This is a genomic window from Clostridium thermarum (assembly GCF_006351925.1).
GTDB lineage: Bacteria > Bacillota > Clostridia > Clostridiales > Clostridiaceae > Clostridium_AU > Clostridium_AU thermarum.
Genome location: NZ_CP040924.1, coordinates 3,214,496 through 3,231,030, shown reverse-complemented (window position 1 = coordinate 3,231,030; position 16,535 = coordinate 3,214,496). Strand labels below are relative to the sequence as shown.

The following is a 16,535-nucleotide window of genomic DNA, read 5'->3' as shown; positions in this document are numbered from 1 at the left end:
GCAGCTTGGATTATACAATAAAAGACCTTGAAAAGTGGAATGAGCTAGTTGAAGACATGGCTGATGCTATGGGACTTAGCTACTACCGCCAGGAATTTGAACTAATAGGCTATAAGGATATGTTGGCCTATGAGGCCTACTTAGGTATGCCCTCCAGGTATCCTCATTGGAGCTTTGGAAAGGCCTATGAAAAAAATAGAACAATGTACAGATACAATCTTACAGGCCTTCCTTATGAAATGGTAATAAATTCTGATCCTTGCTTAGCTTATCTAATGAAGGAGAATACTCTTCTGCTCCAAATTCTAACTATGGCCCACGTATATGGACATAATGACTTTTTCAAAAATAACCGCCTCTTTACTGAAGGTACCAAAGCTGATTATACTGTAGAAATGTTTAAGAGCCATGCAGACAGGGTGAGAGACTATATCAATGATCCAAGCATTGGCTATGAAAATGTGGAGAAAATACTTGATGCCGCCCATGCAATAAAGCTCCAAACCAGCAGAGTCATAGGTGAAAAAAGACTAAAGGATGAAGAAATTAGACAGAGAATGTTGGAAGCCTGCAAGAGAAAGAAAGATGAATTCAGCATTCTGAAGCCCTATGTAAAGGAAGGACTTCCGGATATAAATAAAATTCCCCTTGAACCGGAGGAAGACCTATTATATTTCATCAGTAAATATGGAGCACTGGAGGAGTGGGAAAGAAATCTGATACAGATAGTGAGAACAGAAACTGCCTACTTTATTCCTCAAATTGAAACTAAAATCATGAATGAAGGCTGGGCAAGCTTCTGGCACTATAATATCTTAAAGCAGTTAAAGCTCCCCGACAGCCTCTATCTTGAATTTATTAAAAGACATAATGATGTAATTGCTCCGGGACTTGGATGGCTGAATCCTTATTATGTAGGCTTTAAGATATTTGAGTATCTGTACAATACCTATGGCAGAGATAAAATCTTTGAAGTAAGAAAGCTGGAAAGAGATGCTTCCTTCCTAAGAAGATATCTCACAGAGGAATTGTGTGAAGAGTTGAATCTCTTCCAGTATGTAAAGGACGGCAGCAACTATGTAATACAGGAAGTATCCGACGAAACAGGCTGGACTTTTATAAGGAACATGCTGTGCAGTAATTGTGGAATGGGAGTGGTACCGGTGATAAGAGTAGTTGATGTATCAAAGGAGGATAAAACGCTGGTACTGGAACATGTCTACGATGGCAGAGAGTTGAGTATGGACTATGCAAAGGCTACGTTAAAGTATGTGGCCCAGCTTTGGGGCCATAATGTAAAGTTGAAAACAAAACAGTATGACAGTGAAGTAGTGCTAGTGAGTTAAGGACAGCAGAATATTAGGTATAAGTAGAATATAAAAAAAGAGATGTTACAATTGTAACATCTCTTTTTTATGAAGAATGTTCAGTTAAATATTTTGGAAGATAATCTATTAAAAAGTCTTTGTGTTATAATATTATACATTATTGGTTAATTTAGTTAGTTAGTTAGGGGGTAAGCTATGGAAAATTGTTTTATATGCAAAAAGCACAAGGGAGAAAATAATGCCAGTGACTTTAAAATATATGAAGATCAGGCGGTTGCAATATATCACTTAGATCCGGGGGAGGGAGAAGTCTATCTTGGCTATGTTTTTATAGAAGTGAAGAGACATATACCGGGCTTAGCTGATATGAATGACGAAGAATCCTGTGCTGTAGGCAGGATGATGAAGAGAACTAGCGCTGTATATATGAAAGAGTTTCCGGTAGAGCATGTTTATTCATTTGTAATAGGACATAATATACCTCATCTTCATTTTCATATTGTACCTAGGTATAAGGGGTCGCCAAGGGAATATTGGGGAGTAAAAGTAGATGAATGGCCGGAAGCGCCTAGGGGTAATAGGGAAGCGGTACTAAAATTCTGTTCAAAACTATCTGCGCTTATAAACGCGGAATAGAATATTTTTGGCATGGAGGGAAATGGATAAGAAAAGCCAGATGGGATCCATTTGCTGAGTTATATAAAGATAATAGAGAGGACAAGGTTAGGAGATAATGGATATTTTATCAATAATTATTGCTGTAATCATTGGCAGCTTTCTTTCAGCTTATCTTTGCAGCAAGACAAATATAATAAGTTCCCTAAAAAATAAATTGAATATTAACTCAAAGTATTTAAAGATAGTTAAATTAATTAAATTTATGATATTCGTTTTAGTTTTTGTTGGTATCGAGGCTTGTTTACTTGAAACTAATGAAGACATTGAAAGTCTTATAAAGGAATCAAAGAATAACAGTTTTAAAATAGGAGTACATTATCCACTTCGTAGTGGAATATCTGAATTAAGGGACCCTCAGTTTCTATCTTTGAATGAGGAAAAACGGCAGGGGGCTTTTAAACTAATAGAAGATGAATTAAAGTTTTTAACTAGAATAAAACCGGAATATGTGCTATTTCACTATCCCAAGCCTGTGATTTTAGATGAAGTGGTAGATTGGAGCAACTGGCGTTTTGCCGACAGCAGTGAATATATATTTGAAGCACAATATTCCTTTGAGTTCTTTAGGGAGAAAAGTGAAGAATTGTTTAAATGGCTTACACAGAAGAGCTTGGAGTATGACTTTGTACCGGTTTTGGAGCTGGATGCATTAAACAAGTACATCTATAAGAGCGATTTTCTTGAATATCTGTTTGATAAGTATCCCAAGGTAAAGTTGTGCCTGGATACCGGAAGATTGCACTTACAAGATCAGCTGGACAAAAACTTTAATGCTGTTGACATTATTGAGAGATTTGCTACCTATGCAGAAGTAATACATCTTTGGAATGTCAGGGTAAGAGATAATCTTGAGAAAAGCCATCATCCGGTACTACCTCATTTAAGAACTGAAGAGGGGTGGGCCCCCATTGAGCAATACTTAAAGATAATTAAGCGAAAAAATTCAAATTTCAAAGTAATGTTTGAACATCGGTCAGACTGGATAAGTGATGAAGAACTAAACCAATGCTACAGATGGGTGAAGGAACTGCTGACTCTATAAAGGAAGTGATTATATGGATAGTAAAAGAGCGTTATGGAACTCACAACAAAACCTATTAAAAAGTATATTAACTAAGCAGGACAAATTTGATGAGGCTATAGAATTATGTCTGCAGCAACATGCCCTGGTCCATGCTTCTGAAATGTCAAAAATAGAAGGGATGACCTTTGAGGATGAGCTATGGGATGGTCTGGAGGATTTTGCTTTCAGGACAATGCCCACAGCAAAGGATGAAACTATCGCCTGGAGTTTGTGGCACTTGACTCGAATAGAGGACATAACCATGAACATATTAGTAGCGGACGAAGAGCAAGTAATAAATAGCGGTGATTGGCTTGAAAGAATGAAGGTAACCGTATGTGATACCGGTAATTCAATGAGCGATGAAGAAATCATTGAATTAAGTAATAGGCTTGATATGAATGAATTGCGTAATTATAGGATAGCTGTCGGTAGGAAAACTAGAGAAATAATACAAAGGCTCAAGCCTTCAGATGTAAAAAGAAAAATGGAACCTGTTAGATTACAAAGAATTTTGGACGAGGGGGCAGTTCTGGAGGCAGAGGAATCCAGATGGCTTATAGATTTCTGGGGGAGAAAAAATGTTGCAGGAATATTATTAATGCCTGTAACAAGACATCATATCGTGCATTTAAATGAGGCTATGAGACTTAAGGGAAAATGTAGAAAGTTAATGGATAAGAAGTAAAGTTATAAAAGTCAGGAGGAAGTTTAAATGTTTGAATACAAATATGTGGAATGTACCTTAGGTGGTTTCTTCACCGAAGCCAACCATCATGAAATTATTCAGGAACATGCAAAGGAAGGATGGAGACTGGTACAAGTGCTGCCCTTATATTATAATGGTCATGGAAAGCCGACAGATTATGAGATTATCTTTGAAAAGGAGATAAAGGAGCAATAGAACATATTATTCATTATTATTTTGATAGGTGTGTTGTATATAACATAGGCTGATGGAAGGAGAAATAAGATGACAAGATTGTACTTAACCAGGCATGGCGAAACAGAATGGAATATTCAGGGCCGTATGCAGGGAAGCAAGGATTCGCCGCTTACGGAGCTTGGAATAAAGCAGGCAATGCAATTGGGCAAAAGGCTGAAGGATACTAAGATAGATGTGGTATATTCCAGTCCCAGCGGCAGGGCCTATAACACTGCAAAGCTGATACTTGGAGACAGAAAAGTAAATATTATTCCAATGGAAGAACTTATGGAGATGAACTTTGGTATATGGGAAGGCATGACCTTTGATGTAATAAGGAAAGAATATAAGGAACAGTATGATACCTTTTGGAATACCCCACATCTGTTGAAGGACTTCCCGGGTGAAAGCTTCGAGCAGCTGAAATTAAGAGGTGTTTCTGCAGTAAATAAAATTATTTCAGAAAATGAAGGTAAAGACATTTTAATAGTAGGACATGCACTTATAGTAAAAGCTATAATGAGTCATTTTGAAAATCTGCCTATAGAAAAACTTCTTGACAATAGATTTATTCAGCCCACCAGTTTAAGCGTAGTTGAGGTAGAGCAGGACAGGTACGAAATAGTAAAATATGCGGATACAGCTCATTATGATATATAGGTGAGACTATGAGAAAAATAATTGATTTATCTATGGAAATTACTGATGGTATGGCTGTATACCCAGGCGATGATGAAGTAAAGCTGATACAGACAAAATTCTATGACTGTGATGGCTACAGCAATCACAGACTAGAATGTGGAATGCATGTTGGAACTCATATGGATGCCCCTATGCATATGACGGACAGTAAAATAACTGTCAAAGACATAGGACTTGACAGGCTAATGGGCAGAGGCGTATTAATTGATGCTGTGGGTAAGCATACCGTTGATAAGGTTGAGGAATACGAAAATCTAATAGAGGAAGAAAGTATAGTATTAATCCATACTGCCTATGACAGATATTTTGGCACAGAAGAATATTTTAAAGAGCATCCGGTAATAAGTAAAGATTTAGCAGACCTATTTATAAGAAAAAAAGTAAAGGCAGTATGTTTAGATACACCCTCACCGGATAAATATCCCTTTGAAATTCACAAAATTTTTTTGGAAAACCGCATAAGTATAGTTGAAAACTGCATAAATCTAGACAAGTTAATTCAAGAAGAGAACTATGAGGTTTTTATAATTCCATTAAAGATGAATACAGATGGAGCAATGGTAAGAATATTTGCACGAATATCTTAAAAACATGAATTATAAATACTCCCAAATTTGACAATAATAAATACTAGTTATAATAATGGAGGGGATTATAAGTATGGAAAAATATGCTTGTCCCTGCTGCGGCTATAAAACATTAACGGAGGAGCCACCGGGAACCTTTGATATTTGCAGGGTATGTTTTTGGGAAGATGATGATACTCAGTACTATGACCCTGACTTTGCGGGAGGAGTTAATGGCATATCCCTTCGAGAGGCTCAAAAAAATTTTGAAAAAATAGGTGCCTGTAAGAAAGATTCATTAAAGTACGTGAGAAAGCCAAAAGAAAATGAGGCAAGAGATGAAGAATGGGCACCACTTGAATAACACAAAACCACTAAATACCGTTCCGTAATTTTTGGAACGGTATTTTTCTATGGTATTAAGAATGTTTATCGATTAAAATTAATATATAGCTTGGATTAATGTTTACAACTTATATAGTATGATAATAAAAATATTAATATAAACATTATTTTTATAAAGAGGAGCTGATATAACAGTGGCACATTGTGAGAAGGAATGCCTAAAGTGCACCGGTAAGTATTGTGTATCAAAGGTCTATATATTTTCAACTATCCAGCCTGAAAATTTCAAAAAGATATCAGAGATCATAGTAACAAGGAAATATAAAAAGGGACAGGTTATATTCTTTGAGGGTGACGTGGAAGATAAGCTCTATATAGTAAATAAAGGGAAGATAAAGATTTACAAGTATAATAAAGAGGGCAGGGAACAGATTCTCTACATATTGTCGGAAGGTGAATTTATTGGGGATATGAGCTTGCTAAAGAAGGGCAACTTTCAATTTAATGCAGAAGCCTTGGAGGATACCTATATTTGTACAATAGCAAAGGATGACTTTGATGCCATTGTTACCAAATACCCAGAAATCACATTGAAAATATTAGAGGTTCTGCATGACCGATTAATGAATCTGGAGAATCTTATTCAAAACCTAAGTACCAAGGATGTAGAAGTAAGAATCGCATCCATGCTTAAGGCTTTTGCCAAGGATTTTGGCATCAAGACAGGAGAGGGCATTGTCATAGAGCTCCCGCTGAATCGTGAGGAAATGGCCAACTATATTGGGGTAACCAGAGAAACCATAAGCAGAAAGCTTACAGTCCTTCAGGATGATGACATAATTGAACTCATTGGTAATAAGAAAATTCTTATTAAAGATGAAAGTTATTTGGAACTATAAATATGGTATGTGACATGTGACATGTGAGGTGGCAGGCACCTAAAAAAGGGTGCCACCCTCCTCACATGTCACATCTTTTTATTATAAAGCTTCTGCAGCAACTCTTCCTGCATTTATTGCAGCCTCAGCTCTTTCGTCATCCCCATAGAAGTTGATTCTAAGTGGTAACTGAACGTCATTTGCTCCAGTGGCCTTGATTAGAGTGGATGAATCCAGAACCTTGATGTTACTCTTCTTTAAGTAGTCATTTATTATTTCTATGGCTTCTCCGCTCCAGCCGTAAGAACCAAAGGCAAAACCGCATTTTCCGGATAGGTCTAACTTTATAATTTCCTTGATATAGTCTTCTATATTTCCAATCATATCTCCATAACGTGTGGAGCTTCCAATTATAATAACATCGCTAGCTGCTGCCATTTCATTCACAGTTTCGATGGAAGAACTCTTTACATTCAGGATGTGTGTTTCCATACCTGCTTCAGTGAGTCCTTCATATATATTATTTGCAATTTTACCGGTGTTGCCTGTCATTGTGCTGTATATGATTAGGGCTTTTTTATCAGATACGGATTTCTGGCTCATTTCATCGTAAAGTGCAATGTATTTTGCAGCATTATCTCTTAGCACATAACCGTGAGAAGGAGCAATCATATCTATTTCAACAGTCTTTAACTTTTCAAGCATTTCTCTTACATAAGGTCTGTGAGGTCTCATAATTAACTGATAGTAAACCTTGAAGTCCTCTGTGATATCTTCCTTTGCCAAATCGTTGAATAATTCATGGTTGGCAATATGAGTGCTAAAAAGATCGCAGGGATATAAAATCTTATCCTCTACGCAGTAGGTTATCATAGTTTCCTCAGTATGAAGATATGGAGTTTCAAAGAACTTCAATGTCTTACCACCGATGTCCAGCGTATCTCCATCCTTTACTATGAGATATTCTCTATTATGAAGCTTGAACATACCATTTAAGAGCTCTTTTGCTTTTTCAGTTGTAACAATTACAGCATTCTTTGCCTTATTCATAAGGGCAGGAAGTGCTCCGGCATGGTCAGGCTCAATGTGATTTATTACTACATACTTCAATGTGTTTAGGTCTATAATGTTAGAAAGTTTTTTAACAAATTCTCCACCAAATGCTATATCAACAGTATCTATTAATGTAGGCTTTTCTGTTTCTAATAAATAAGAATTATAAGTTGTCCCTTTTTCTAATATAAGTCTGTGGAAAGGAACCGGTCTGTCATCAACCTTACCAACCCAAAATGATTTTTCTGCAATTTGTATTTTATCCATAACCTTTATCTCTCCTTCATATTGGTTTCATATTTTATACGACTTTGTTTTTTTAGTGCCGCCTTATGAGTCTATTATAGGTGACACTCCATTTTTAAACTATGACCTGAATCAATTTTAAATTTGATTGTAATCACAGAATTCAAATAGGCAATTAGGGTATATTAATCTCAAGAAAAATGAAAAGCGGAGGACTGTTATTATGAATAGCATGTTTAGTTTGAATAGCAAAATTGGAGAAGTAGTAGTAAAGTTTCCTAGAGCAATAGAAACCTTTAAAAAAAATAAGATAGATTTTTGCTGTGGTGGAGACAGACCACTGGAACAAGCTGTTAAAGAACAGGGGCTAGACGGAGCAGAAATCGTAGCTGAAATAAATGAGGCTTATAATGCTTATGTAGTAGAAGCAGTAAAAGATAGAGAATGGGCCGTAGAACCATATACTTCATTAATAGACTATGTAGTAAATACACATCACGCCTATTTAAATGAAAACTTGCCAAAATTATCAGAGTTGACAACAAAAATCTTAAGAGCTCATGGTGAGCATCATCCTGAACTAAAAAAGGTTCATAAGCTTTTCCATAGCTTAAAGATGGAACTTGAACAGCACTTGATAAAAGAAGAAGAAGCAGTTTTTCCATTGGTGATACAGTATGATAAAAGCGGAAGTGTAGAAGTCTTAGAAAGAGCTGTAAAGCAGATAGAGGAATTAGAAGATGAACACGAGAGCGCAGGAACTACTCTGAAGGAACTAAGAGAAATAACAAATGGCTATACAATGCCTGAAGATGGTTGTGCAAGTTACGGTCTCACCTATAGACTTTTTGAAGAATTAGAGGATGATCTATTCAGACATATTCATCTTGAAAATAATATCATGTTCCCAAGATTGGAAGAAGAATTAAAAAAGCAAGCTTAATAAGTAAAAGAGCAGTGGCAGATCCGCTGCTCTTTTCTATTGCTTAAGATGAGCTTTCATATATTCCTTTGTCTTACGTACAATTTCTACAATATCCGGATAGGCCTTTAAGGTTCCCTTTGCAACGATGGGGCGCCCAAATGAGACAAGCTTAAAAACCCGGGAACTTATCCCCCCGATTCTCATAATGTTGTTTACCGATGGAGAGGTATTAGATAGAAACAGGCCTTCAAGACTTCCGGTGTTAGCAAGGTACATATCGCTAATTGCCGGTATTACTATCCTTTGGCTACGCCTTCTGGCCATAGTATAAACTTTTGCACCAAATTCATCCTCACCTATATATATCATTTTTCCCTTATCACCCTTTTTAAGTTTATCAAAGGTAGGCAAAGCTATTAGTTCTGCTTTGCTGGGGACTCTATCCATAGGAAGCCTGTTGATATGTATGTTAGCGGCAGTTGCAGAAGAATGGCAGCCACCTACATCATGGTATATTACTATCATCTTGATCACCTCTCAGGAACTATTGAATAACCTTAGTATTTCTATTAATAAAGTATATATACAAAAGTGGTTCCTGTGTTTATGTAAGTTGTGTCAAAGTAAGGGCCTGGGGAATATATGTATATTGTGTAATTTGTATGGAGGGTTAGTATGTATTGTTTTACCTATGCCAGCAGCTATGACTGCATCTTTAACGAGCTTCTTTTATGGAGTGAAATATCCAGTGAACATCCTGTATTTATAAAAACTGTGGCAGACTTATCAGGAATAAATTTACCGCAGGATATGGAAAATCGTCTTATGAATGTGAATCGAGACTTTTCAGAATTAAAGGAGAAGGTGCTGCAGACGAGAGAAGTGCTTACTTTTAATTGCTATTACAGAAATGATGTAGGCTCAGAGACAAAGAAGTTAATCATTGAGTTTATTATTCTGGATGAGAATTTTATAAGCCTTTTAGCTAAGGTAAAAACCGTTGTACCGGAAAAAAAGGTTTGGCAGATGCTGTTAGAACATATAACAGAGGAACAGATTTTTATGAAGAACATATTTGAGAACTTAAAACTACAGGTGTTCTAATTTAGAAGACCTGATAATATAAAGGGCTGACTTTTTAATTGACAATTATCAATTAAGAAGTCAGCCCTTAATTTTAAGCCTCTGTTGCCGGTGGAGTGAAAGTTCTGGCGGCCAATTCTTCATCAAGCATATATAAAGCTGCGGGACTATTATCTATTCTCTTAAGCTTTTTTATAAGATTATTGAAGGTATCTTCTTCCTCAACCTGTTCATCTATAAACCATTTTAAAAAGCTTATGGTTGCGTGCTCTTTTTCTTCCATAGCTATATCAGACAGGGCATATATTCTTCTTGTAACTTCCTGCTCATGTTTCAGACCTTCAGTGAATACTGACAAGATATCTTTATAATCATTCTGGGGTGCCGGTATTCCTTTTAAAGTAACTCTGCCGCCCATCTGGAAAATGAAATCATAGAACTTTGTTGCGTGAAATCTCTCCTCCTGGGCCTGAACTTTAAAGAAGTTAGCAAAGCCCTGTAAGTCTTCGTTCTCACAGTAAGCCGCCATTGCAAGATATATATACTCAGATTCCAGTTCAAAATTAATTTGTTCATTTAGTGAATTAAGAAGTCTTTCGCTTAACATTTTATCAACAACCTTTCATCATAACGTTATTCTTGTAAAAATATTATGTAACTTATGAATATATTTATCTGTATAAGTATTTGTAAAAAGCAATAATATTATTATGATCCAATATTACTTTTTGTCTTTTTCGAGACCTCTGACTCTGATAATCCTAACTTCACAAAGAGATAAGGAGCTCCAGCTATAATCCATACACCTAAAAGAAAATAGTCTGTGAAGGCTTCAAAATTATTATCAGGAAGCAAGTACTTTACAGAAAGCTTTAGCACAGCAAGTCCTAAAAAACCCACAATGATTTTAAGTGCCTGCTTTGAAATTGGTGATTTTGTTTTGAAGGCTATATACTTATTCTCCAAAACATAACCAATATATAGGCCTGTTACGGTAGCAACAGCCTTTACATAGTCTTTGCTTGGGAACAATATTAATCCTAACAGGGCAGGAACTACTAGAATTAACATATATCTATGATTATCTTTCTTATAGGTCAAATCCATGATCTTATCTGCAATAAATACGCAAATAATACCTAGTATTATGCCTGCAGCCACATCCTTTGGCCAATGTACACCGAGGTATAGCCTGGATAAGGCTACCAAAAAGATAACAATAGGACCTAAAATATATAACCAAGATTTTTTGCATACCTTCATCAAAGTAACCCAAAAGGTAGCTGTTCCTTGAGTATGACCACTGGGAAAGGAGTATCCGGTGGCGGTTTCCACCCTAAGTGAGAATATACCTTCTGTGCCTATAGGACGTGGTGCCCTTACAGTATCTTTAATAGCTCCGTTGATGACCATAGAGAAAATTTGTATAAAAGCAAATCTGACAGCAGTTCTTTTATTGAAGCACCAATACAGAATTACTATAGCTCCAACGTAAATAGTTTCTTCACCTAGCATAGTGATTGCCTGAAAGAGGTAGTCCATAAACGGATGGGAAAAGCTTTGTAAAAATTTTATTATTTCCAAAGGAATACTCCTCCTATTATTTATGTATGCTAATAAATCTATTAGAAATATTGTAACAGACATATAAATAAAATAAAAGATAATTATATACACAATACTCAAAAGGTTCACATATTATAAATTGAATTAACAATTAAATAACATTGGAGGTCAGAATGTATTACAACGATTGGGATGGCGGCATGCAGTATAACCCTATGACGCAGGGAGGGATGTGCCGCGCCATGCAAAAAGGTCAATGTCCGGCTATGCAAAATTACTATAATCCTGCAATGATGCAAAGTAATATGCCCGGGATGCCTGGATGTACTATGCCAATTATGCAGCATAATATGTTAAGCCACAGTACAGAAATGCAATCAGAGAGGCAGCTGGAGATGATGTATCCCCACAGCTATTATGTTATATACCCCCATGTGAGACAGCATTGTGACATGCTGGAGCAAAAACATGGAAGGATGTATTGTCCTACAAAGGAAGAGTTAAAAGATATTATTGAAGATATATGTGACAAGGTAGAGAAGGAATTGGAAGAAGATGATGATAATAATGACAAAGATGACTACAGGGATGATGAAAGAAGGCCCAGGAGAAGGTATACCAGAAGGAGATTACTTAATGATTTGATAGGAGTTATTCTGATAGAAGATTTGCTTGGAAGAAGACGTCCATATTATTACGGTCCAGGCTATTGGTATTAACAAGTAAACGGTGTGTTTATACACGCCGTTTTTATTTTTGGTAATATAATCATATTTTGTTAATACAATCATATTTAGTAAGAATATTAATATAATATAAATCATTAGTTAAACATGAAAAAATATATCGAATTTTCAGAAAAAGTGCTATAATAAAAGTGGACAAGCTATAAATTATATGGAGGTGTCTCTTTATGAAAAAAATCTGTAAACTATTAGGTAATGTCTTGCTTGGTATGGCAGCAATAATTATCACTGTTGGACCGGCATCTATCAGTAGTATGGCAGTTGAAGAAATGCCTCAGTCCATGAAAAACGAAAGATAAAATAGAGGCGGTGTACCGCCTCTATTTTGAGGAATTTAGGGGGATATTATTAATGTTGTTGAAAATTTGCGACCTATTAAACACCTTTTGTCAGGCCTTTATATTTACTTGGGTAACACAAAATATTGTAGATAAGGAAAAGAGAATTTCAAAAAAAAGCTTTGTTACCCTTATAGGTCTTATATGTGCTGAGGTTATAGCCTTTACCTACAGTAATTTCCATAGTCCTTTCGCAAACTTTTTAATGATTGTGCTAGTTTTTCTTCTTGTAGCAGTATTTTTTAGAAAGTCAATAATAGAAGCCTTAATAGGCGTTGGTATTTCCTATTTCATCATTGCTATGCTGGCATATTTTCTGGTTACCTTCTATCAAACTGTATTAATAGGTTTAAACTTACCAATTCGTGTAGATGTACAAATGTTGTTATTTATTTTTGTTCCTGCCTGGATTATCTATGGAGTTTTGTATAAGGTAAGAAGAAGCATCTTTGGTGTTGCTATATTTTTTAGAAACCTTAGGCACTCCCTATTTTTTGTATTAATAATAGATATTTCATTAGTTATTTTAGATACCTTTAGGATAGAATGGACCATCGAAAGCATGAACATCTTCTTTAAATTTTTTATATATTTATTAGCTTTTATCAGCTTTGTGTCTGTTACAGTATTTTTTGCTAAAATAAACAGCAAGTCAAAGGAAGTGGAAATGTTAAACAAAGCTCTTAATGAAAAGATTGTGGAGCTCAAAAAACTGAAACATGACTATGGTAGTGAGATAAGCACTTTATACGGCCTCTATCAATTAAAAAGGTATGACAGGATGGGTGAAATATTAAAGGATATAGTTGATAGATATCAAATGTTATCCTTTGCAATAAATGTAAGTCATAAGATTAATCCAATAGTTTTCTCCGTATTGCATCACGCTGTCTGTGCCGGTATTAATGTAATTACAATAGATGAAGCAAATTACGATAATCTTGCCATTACACATAATGAACTATTAAAACTTTTATCCAACATTGTGAATAATGCTGTTGACGTGCTTAAATCTTCAAAAAATCCTACAATCAGGTATAAAAGCTATAACAGCTTTAATGGTGTAACTATAGTGATTTCAAATAATGGACCAGAAATTCCTGCAGAGCTAAAGAATAAAATTTTTGAGCCAGGTTTCTCCACAAAGTCTAAAGAAGCAGGAGATAGGGGCTATGGCCTTAGTATTGTTAAGGATATTATGAATCGATGCGGTGGAAAAATCTATTTGAAAAGCAATAGCGAATATACTCAATTTAAGTTTGAGATTCCCAATACGAATCTATAGATAATCAAAGTATTAATGATATATTTGGGAGTGATAAAGATGAGAACTTTAATAAATAAATTTGCAACCCACCTTTCAGAAGTAAATCATTATACTAAGGATGAAGAGGAGCAAATAGCTTACTCATTAAGAATAGTGGTATTTGAGCTTATAAAAGTTCTTGGAGTAATTTTATTTTTTAGTGTTGCAGGCTATACCGCTGAAGTATTGATAGCAATACTGGTGATGACAAGTTCAAAGCCTTTCATTGGAGGCTATCATGAGGACAATCAAGTAAAATGCTTTGTGTCTACCTTGCTTATAATCGGCAGTATAATTTACTTGGGAAATAACATACATATGGATATAGTACCAAAGCTGATTTTAAATTTGGTAGCCCTATTTTGTATATGGAACCAGGCTCCGGTAGTTAACCCTAAAATGCCGATAAACAGAGAGGAGCTCCTAAAAAGAAACAGGGCTGTTGGAATGGCTGTCCTATTAGTATGTGCAGTAATTTCTCTAATCTTCTACAGATACACCAAGGTATCCAATACAATGGTATGGATTATAGTTTTTCAAGCTTTGTTGATGTTTAATAAACCTTAAAAAATAGAGTGGCATGCGCCACTCTATTTTAATATCCATGAATTATCTTATGGTGTTTCTATTAGATTATCCCAATTTTCAATAGTGTCTATAAGGTCTTCTAAAGTTGGACTCTGGGCATTTCTTACATAATAACCGGAGGTTCCATTGGCTGCGTATAATGCGCCTGAAAGATCAAGTCCTAGCAGGAAACCCAGGCAAAGGCCTGCATTAAAGTTATCACCGCCGCCGGTAGATAACTTTGGTTTTTTAACAAATAAACTTGGTACTTCTGCAAACTCATCCTTGCTCCAAGCCAGGGAATCTGTCAAAGTATGAATAACCAGATAATCAACATTTAAGTTATCATACATATATTGACCTAAATCTCTTAATTCAGGAATCTCTCTTTCAGGGAATAGGGCTTTATAAAGAAGTATGGCTTCATTTTCATTTAAACCGAATACAACGGAGCTGTAAGTATTAAATCCATTGATAAGCCCCACAGCTTCTTTAATATCACTTTGACTGCGTTCGGAAAAATCGGCCATATCGAAGAATACTATTCTTTCCTTATTGGCTTCTCTGTTTTTATAAATCTCATCAAGTATTCCTCTGAAAATTTCATTAAAGTTGATCATTCCGTTCCAATTAACTAATCCTATAAGGCTGCTGCTTGTAAAGAACTCTGTCAATTTCTCTATTCCTATAATAACCTTTAAGGTTTTCCAATTGATTTGATGAAGATAATCCCTCTGAGACAGCATTATCTTACCGTCGTTAAATTCCAGTGCTGTGGTGTAACCGGGATTTCCGATGCTGTAAAGAGTACAATTTGGAGATAATTCCTTGAATATAGGATCGATATCTGGATAGCCAAGGGCACCTACACAATTTACCTTTGCACCTAAGGAGCCCAGTGCATGAGCCATGATTGGAGCATTTCCACCAAGCTTGGTAAATCTCTCGCAGACCTCAATTCCGCAGCTCATACCACTTTTAGTTATGAGGTGTTTACCGAACTGTGCGATATCATTAAAGAAAGTATAACCATTTTCATCGTCCTTGCTATGTACAACTCGGACAATTTTATCGATAAAGGCATCTATTCCTATGGTAGTGTCCTTTACCTCCAGCATATTTTTCCGATCTCTCAACATTTCCGCTGTTCTTTTTCGGATTTCTTTCATTGTAAAATCTCCTTTCAACCATATGTTCCCTGTAAAATAATTGTATCAACAAATGTTGACCTTTACAAGAACATTACTGATATAATATAGATATATTCTATGACAAAGAGGTGCACATTTATGAAGAGAATTTATGTAAATTGGAGCGGTGGTGTAAGTACTACGGCACTTATGGCTGCACTGAAGGATTTGTGGAAAGATAATGAAGAGATTCTAAACAAATTCAAAAAGCTCAGCGATTCTAACAATAGCTTATATGATACTATAACACCGCTTCTTAGGGACTTAGGTTGTGAAAAGGTGATATCCTCAGCCATTGAAATAGATTCATATATAGATATGGAAGTAATGAGCATTCTTAAGAATTGCAGGATAAAACTTGTACAAAACAGAAAATGCAAGTATGACCACTCTGCAGCGGTTTTTGCTTCGAATACCCAGGGGGATTTTGATATGGAAGAAGGTAAGCTTCTGGCTGTAGGAGAAGGAAGGGCTGAAGGAGTGCAAGTAAAACTTATGCTGGTGGAGGTCGAATCAGACTTTGAAAAAGACCGTCAGTATATAATAGAGTGCAATATAGATGACATGAATTCTGAAGGCTATGACTACATATTTAATAAATTACTGGACAATGGAGCGCTGGATGTTTATATAACACCCATTATTATGAAAAAGGGAAGACCGGCGGTTAAGCTAAGTGTGTTGTGCACAGAGAAGAATAAGGAGGAGATTGAACACATTATATTCAATGAGACTTCCACCTTTGGAGTAAGGAGCTTTGCAGTAGAAAAGAAAATGCTGAAGAGAAGCTTTGGAAAAGTTACGGTTTATGATGAAGAAGTAAGAGTAAAATACGGATATTTGGACGATAAAGTGGTCAAGGCCAAGCCGGAGTATGAGGACTGCAAGGCTATAGCAAGCAAACTGGGTATGGGGATTAATAGGGTCTATATGGAGGCTGTAAGGAAGATTGAGATAGAAAATATAAAAAAAACGGAAATCATGGAGAACACAGAAGATACGTAAGGGATTTATTTTTTTATGAAGGGTA

21 protein-coding genes are annotated in these 16,535 nt (G+C 35.8%); 16 read left to right on the top strand and 5 right to left on the bottom strand.

Features of this window, described 5'->3' with window-relative positions; genetic code table 11:
• Nucleotides 1–5: 5 nt before the first annotated feature.
• The 9 genes from FHY60_RS14770 (at nt 6) to FHY60_RS14730 (ending at nt 6,506) form a co-directional block, all read left to right on the top strand.
• A complete protein-coding gene (locus FHY60_RS14770) occupies nt 6–1,346 on the top strand; it encodes a SpoVR family protein (RefSeq protein WP_139905750.1) in 1,341 nt (446 codons plus the stop codon).
• Nucleotides 1,347–1,523: 177 nt separating this feature from the next.
• Nucleotides 1,524–1,964, top strand: coding sequence for an HIT family protein (locus FHY60_RS14765; RefSeq protein ID WP_139905749.1), 441 nt, complete (start codon nt 1,524–1,526; stop codon nt 1,962–1,964).
• 97 nt (nt 1,965–2,061) lie between these two features.
• Complete coding sequence (locus FHY60_RS14760) at nt 2,062–3,048, top strand: sugar phosphate isomerase/epimerase (protein ID WP_139905748.1); 987 nt, start codon at nt 2,062–2,064, stop codon at nt 3,046–3,048.
• 13 nt (nt 3,049–3,061) lie between these two features.
• The gene (locus tag FHY60_RS14755) at nt 3,062–3,757 is read left to right on the top strand and encodes a DinB family protein (protein ID WP_139905747.1); all 696 of its coding nucleotides are present in this window, start codon (nt 3,062–3,064) and stop codon (nt 3,755–3,757) included.
• A gap of 27 nt (nt 3,758–3,784) precedes the next feature.
• Nucleotides 3,785–3,973: a DUF4177 domain-containing protein gene (locus FHY60_RS14750; RefSeq protein WP_139905746.1), complete on the top strand. Its 189-nt coding sequence runs from the start codon at nt 3,785–3,787 to the stop codon at nt 3,971–3,973.
• 69 nt (nt 3,974–4,042) lie between these two features.
• Nucleotides 4,043–4,654, top strand: coding sequence for a histidine phosphatase family protein (locus FHY60_RS14745; RefSeq protein WP_139905745.1), 612 nt, complete (start codon nt 4,043–4,045; stop codon nt 4,652–4,654).
• Nucleotides 4,655–4,662: 8 nt separating this feature from the next.
• Nucleotides 4,663–5,283 carry a cyclase family protein gene (locus FHY60_RS14740; RefSeq protein WP_139905744.1) on the top strand — a complete coding sequence of 207 codons (621 nt, stop codon included), beginning with the start codon at nt 4,663–4,665 and terminating at the stop codon, nt 5,281–5,283.
• A gap of 73 nt (nt 5,284–5,356) precedes the next feature.
• Entirely contained in the window at nt 5,357–5,626 is a 270-nt protein-coding gene (locus FHY60_RS14735) for a CPCC family cysteine-rich protein (RefSeq protein ID WP_139905743.1), read from the top strand.
• A gap of 175 nt (nt 5,627–5,801) precedes the next feature.
• Nucleotides 5,802–6,506 (top strand): Crp/Fnr family transcriptional regulator, encoded by a 705-nt coding sequence (locus FHY60_RS14730; protein WP_243122161.1) that lies wholly within the window; start codon nt 5,802–5,804, stop codon nt 6,504–6,506.
• A gap of 81 nt (nt 6,507–6,587) precedes the next feature.
• Here the strand turns inward: FHY60_RS14730 and FHY60_RS14725 are convergent, their stop codons facing one another.
• Nucleotides 6,588–7,805, bottom strand: a complete 1,218-nt coding sequence (locus FHY60_RS14725) for an FprA family A-type flavoprotein (protein ID WP_139905741.1) — start codon at nt 7,803–7,805, stop codon at nt 6,588–6,590.
• 202 nt (nt 7,806–8,007) lie between these two features.
• On the opposite strand from FHY60_RS14725, the gene ric reads away from it, so the two are divergent.
• A complete protein-coding gene (gene ric / locus FHY60_RS14720) occupies nt 8,008–8,727 on the top strand; it encodes an iron-sulfur cluster repair di-iron protein (protein WP_139905740.1) in 720 nt (239 codons plus the stop codon).
• A 36-nt stretch (nt 8,728–8,763) separates the two neighbouring features.
• Here ric and FHY60_RS14715 read toward each other — a convergent pair whose 3' ends face one another.
• Nucleotides 8,764–9,234 (bottom strand): DUF3189 family protein, encoded by a 471-nt coding sequence (locus tag FHY60_RS14715; protein ID WP_139905739.1) that lies wholly within the window; start codon nt 9,232–9,234, stop codon nt 8,764–8,766.
• A 150-nt stretch (nt 9,235–9,384) separates the two neighbouring features.
• On the opposite strand from FHY60_RS14715, the gene FHY60_RS14710 reads away from it, so the two are divergent.
• Nucleotides 9,385–9,813, top strand: coding sequence for a DUF2935 domain-containing protein (locus FHY60_RS14710; protein ID WP_139905738.1), 429 nt, complete (start codon nt 9,385–9,387; stop codon nt 9,811–9,813).
• Nucleotides 9,814–9,886: 73 nt separating this feature from the next.
• Here FHY60_RS14710 and FHY60_RS14705 read toward each other — a convergent pair whose 3' ends face one another.
• Together FHY60_RS14705 and FHY60_RS14700 are read right to left on the bottom strand one after the other, a co-directional pair.
• Nucleotides 9,887–10,399 carry a ferritin gene (locus FHY60_RS14705; RefSeq protein WP_139905737.1) on the bottom strand — a complete coding sequence of 171 codons (513 nt, stop codon included), beginning with the start codon at nt 10,397–10,399 and terminating at the stop codon, nt 9,887–9,889.
• Between the two features lie 101 nt (nt 10,400–10,500).
• On the bottom strand, nt 10,501–11,376 hold the full coding sequence (locus FHY60_RS14700; protein WP_163215760.1) for a phosphatase PAP2 family protein: 876 nt from the start codon (nt 11,374–11,376) through the stop codon (nt 10,501–10,503).
• 155 nt (nt 11,377–11,531) lie between these two features.
• Between FHY60_RS14700 and FHY60_RS14695 the strand changes: the two genes are divergently transcribed.
• From FHY60_RS14695 to FHY60_RS14685, 4 genes are all read left to right on the top strand, one after another.
• Complete coding sequence (locus FHY60_RS14695; RefSeq protein WP_139905735.1) at nt 11,532–12,077, top strand: hypothetical protein; 546 nt, start codon at nt 11,532–11,534, stop codon at nt 12,075–12,077.
• A gap of 194 nt (nt 12,078–12,271) precedes the next feature.
• On the top strand, nt 12,272–12,403 hold the full coding sequence (locus tag FHY60_RS18545; protein WP_279230413.1) for a hypothetical protein: 132 nt from the start codon (nt 12,272–12,274) through the stop codon (nt 12,401–12,403).
• Nucleotides 12,404–12,455: 52 nt separating this feature from the next.
• Nucleotides 12,456–13,727, top strand: a complete 1,272-nt coding sequence (locus FHY60_RS14690) for a sensor histidine kinase (RefSeq protein WP_139905734.1) — start codon at nt 12,456–12,458, stop codon at nt 13,725–13,727.
• Nucleotides 13,728–13,766: 39 nt separating this feature from the next.
• The gene (locus FHY60_RS14685) at nt 13,767–14,315 is read left to right on the top strand and encodes an accessory gene regulator ArgB-like protein (protein ID WP_163215762.1); all 549 of its coding nucleotides are present in this window, start codon (nt 13,767–13,769) and stop codon (nt 14,313–14,315) included.
• Nucleotides 14,316–14,362: 47 nt separating this feature from the next.
• Here the strand turns inward: FHY60_RS14685 and FHY60_RS14680 are convergent, their stop codons facing one another.
• The gene (locus FHY60_RS14680) at nt 14,363–15,484 is read right to left on the bottom strand and encodes a hypothetical protein (RefSeq protein WP_139905732.1); all 1,122 of its coding nucleotides are present in this window, start codon (nt 15,482–15,484) and stop codon (nt 14,363–14,365) included.
• Between the two features lie 120 nt (nt 15,485–15,604).
• On the opposite strand from FHY60_RS14680, the gene larC2 reads away from it, so the two are divergent.
• Complete coding sequence (gene larC2 / locus FHY60_RS14675; RefSeq protein WP_163215764.1) at nt 15,605–16,510, top strand: nickel pincer cofactor biosynthesis protein LarC2; 906 nt, start codon at nt 15,605–15,607, stop codon at nt 16,508–16,510.
• The last annotated feature ends 25 nt before the right edge of the window (nt 16,511–16,535 follow it).

What these genes read in the sequence shown, in the direction of transcription:
- FHY60_RS14765 (WP_139905749.1), top strand. Translation starts at nt 1,524, where the DNA reads ATGGAAAATTGTTTTATATGCAAAAAGCACAAGGGAGAAAATAATGCC.
- FHY60_RS14760 (WP_139905748.1), top strand. Translation starts at nt 2,062, where the DNA reads ATGGATATTTTATCAATAATTATTGCTGTAATCATTGGCAGCTTTCTT.
- FHY60_RS14755 (WP_139905747.1), top strand. Translation starts at nt 3,062, where the DNA reads ATGGATAGTAAAAGAGCGTTATGGAACTCACAACAAAACCTATTAAAA.
- FHY60_RS14750 (WP_139905746.1), top strand. Translation starts at nt 3,785, where the DNA reads ATGTTTGAATACAAATATGTGGAATGTACCTTAGGTGGTTTCTTCACC.
- FHY60_RS14745 (WP_139905745.1), top strand. Translation starts at nt 4,043, where the DNA reads ATGACAAGATTGTACTTAACCAGGCATGGCGAAACAGAATGGAATATT.
- FHY60_RS14740 (WP_139905744.1), top strand. Translation starts at nt 4,663, where the DNA reads ATGAGAAAAATAATTGATTTATCTATGGAAATTACTGATGGTATGGCT.
- FHY60_RS14735 (WP_139905743.1), top strand. Translation starts at nt 5,357, where the DNA reads ATGGAAAAATATGCTTGTCCCTGCTGCGGCTATAAAACATTAACGGAG.
- FHY60_RS14725 (WP_139905741.1), bottom strand. Translation starts at nt 7,805, where the DNA reads ATGGATAAAATACAAATTGCAGAAAAATCATTTTGGGTTGGTAAGGTT.
- ric (WP_139905740.1), top strand. Translation starts at nt 8,008, where the DNA reads ATGAATAGCATGTTTAGTTTGAATAGCAAAATTGGAGAAGTAGTAGTA.
- FHY60_RS14715 (WP_139905739.1), bottom strand. Translation starts at nt 9,234, where the DNA reads ATGATAGTAATATACCATGATGTAGGTGGCTGCCATTCTTCTGCAACT.
- FHY60_RS14710 (WP_139905738.1), top strand. Translation starts at nt 9,385, where the DNA reads ATGTATTGTTTTACCTATGCCAGCAGCTATGACTGCATCTTTAACGAG.
- FHY60_RS14705 (WP_139905737.1), bottom strand. Translation starts at nt 10,399, where the DNA reads ATGTTAAGCGAAAGACTTCTTAATTCACTAAATGAACAAATTAATTTT.
- FHY60_RS14695 (WP_139905735.1), top strand. Translation starts at nt 11,532, where the DNA reads ATGTATTACAACGATTGGGATGGCGGCATGCAGTATAACCCTATGACG.
- FHY60_RS18545 (WP_279230413.1), top strand. Translation starts at nt 12,272, where the DNA reads ATGAAAAAAATCTGTAAACTATTAGGTAATGTCTTGCTTGGTATGGCA.
- FHY60_RS14690 (WP_139905734.1), top strand. Translation starts at nt 12,456, where the DNA reads ATGTTGTTGAAAATTTGCGACCTATTAAACACCTTTTGTCAGGCCTTT.
- FHY60_RS14685 (WP_163215762.1), top strand. Translation starts at nt 13,767, where the DNA reads ATGAGAACTTTAATAAATAAATTTGCAACCCACCTTTCAGAAGTAAAT.
- FHY60_RS14680 (WP_139905732.1), bottom strand. Translation starts at nt 15,484, where the DNA reads ATGAAAGAAATCCGAAAAAGAACAGCGGAAATGTTGAGAGATCGGAAA.
- larC2 (WP_163215764.1), top strand. Translation starts at nt 15,605, where the DNA reads ATGAAGAGAATTTATGTAAATTGGAGCGGTGGTGTAAGTACTACGGCA.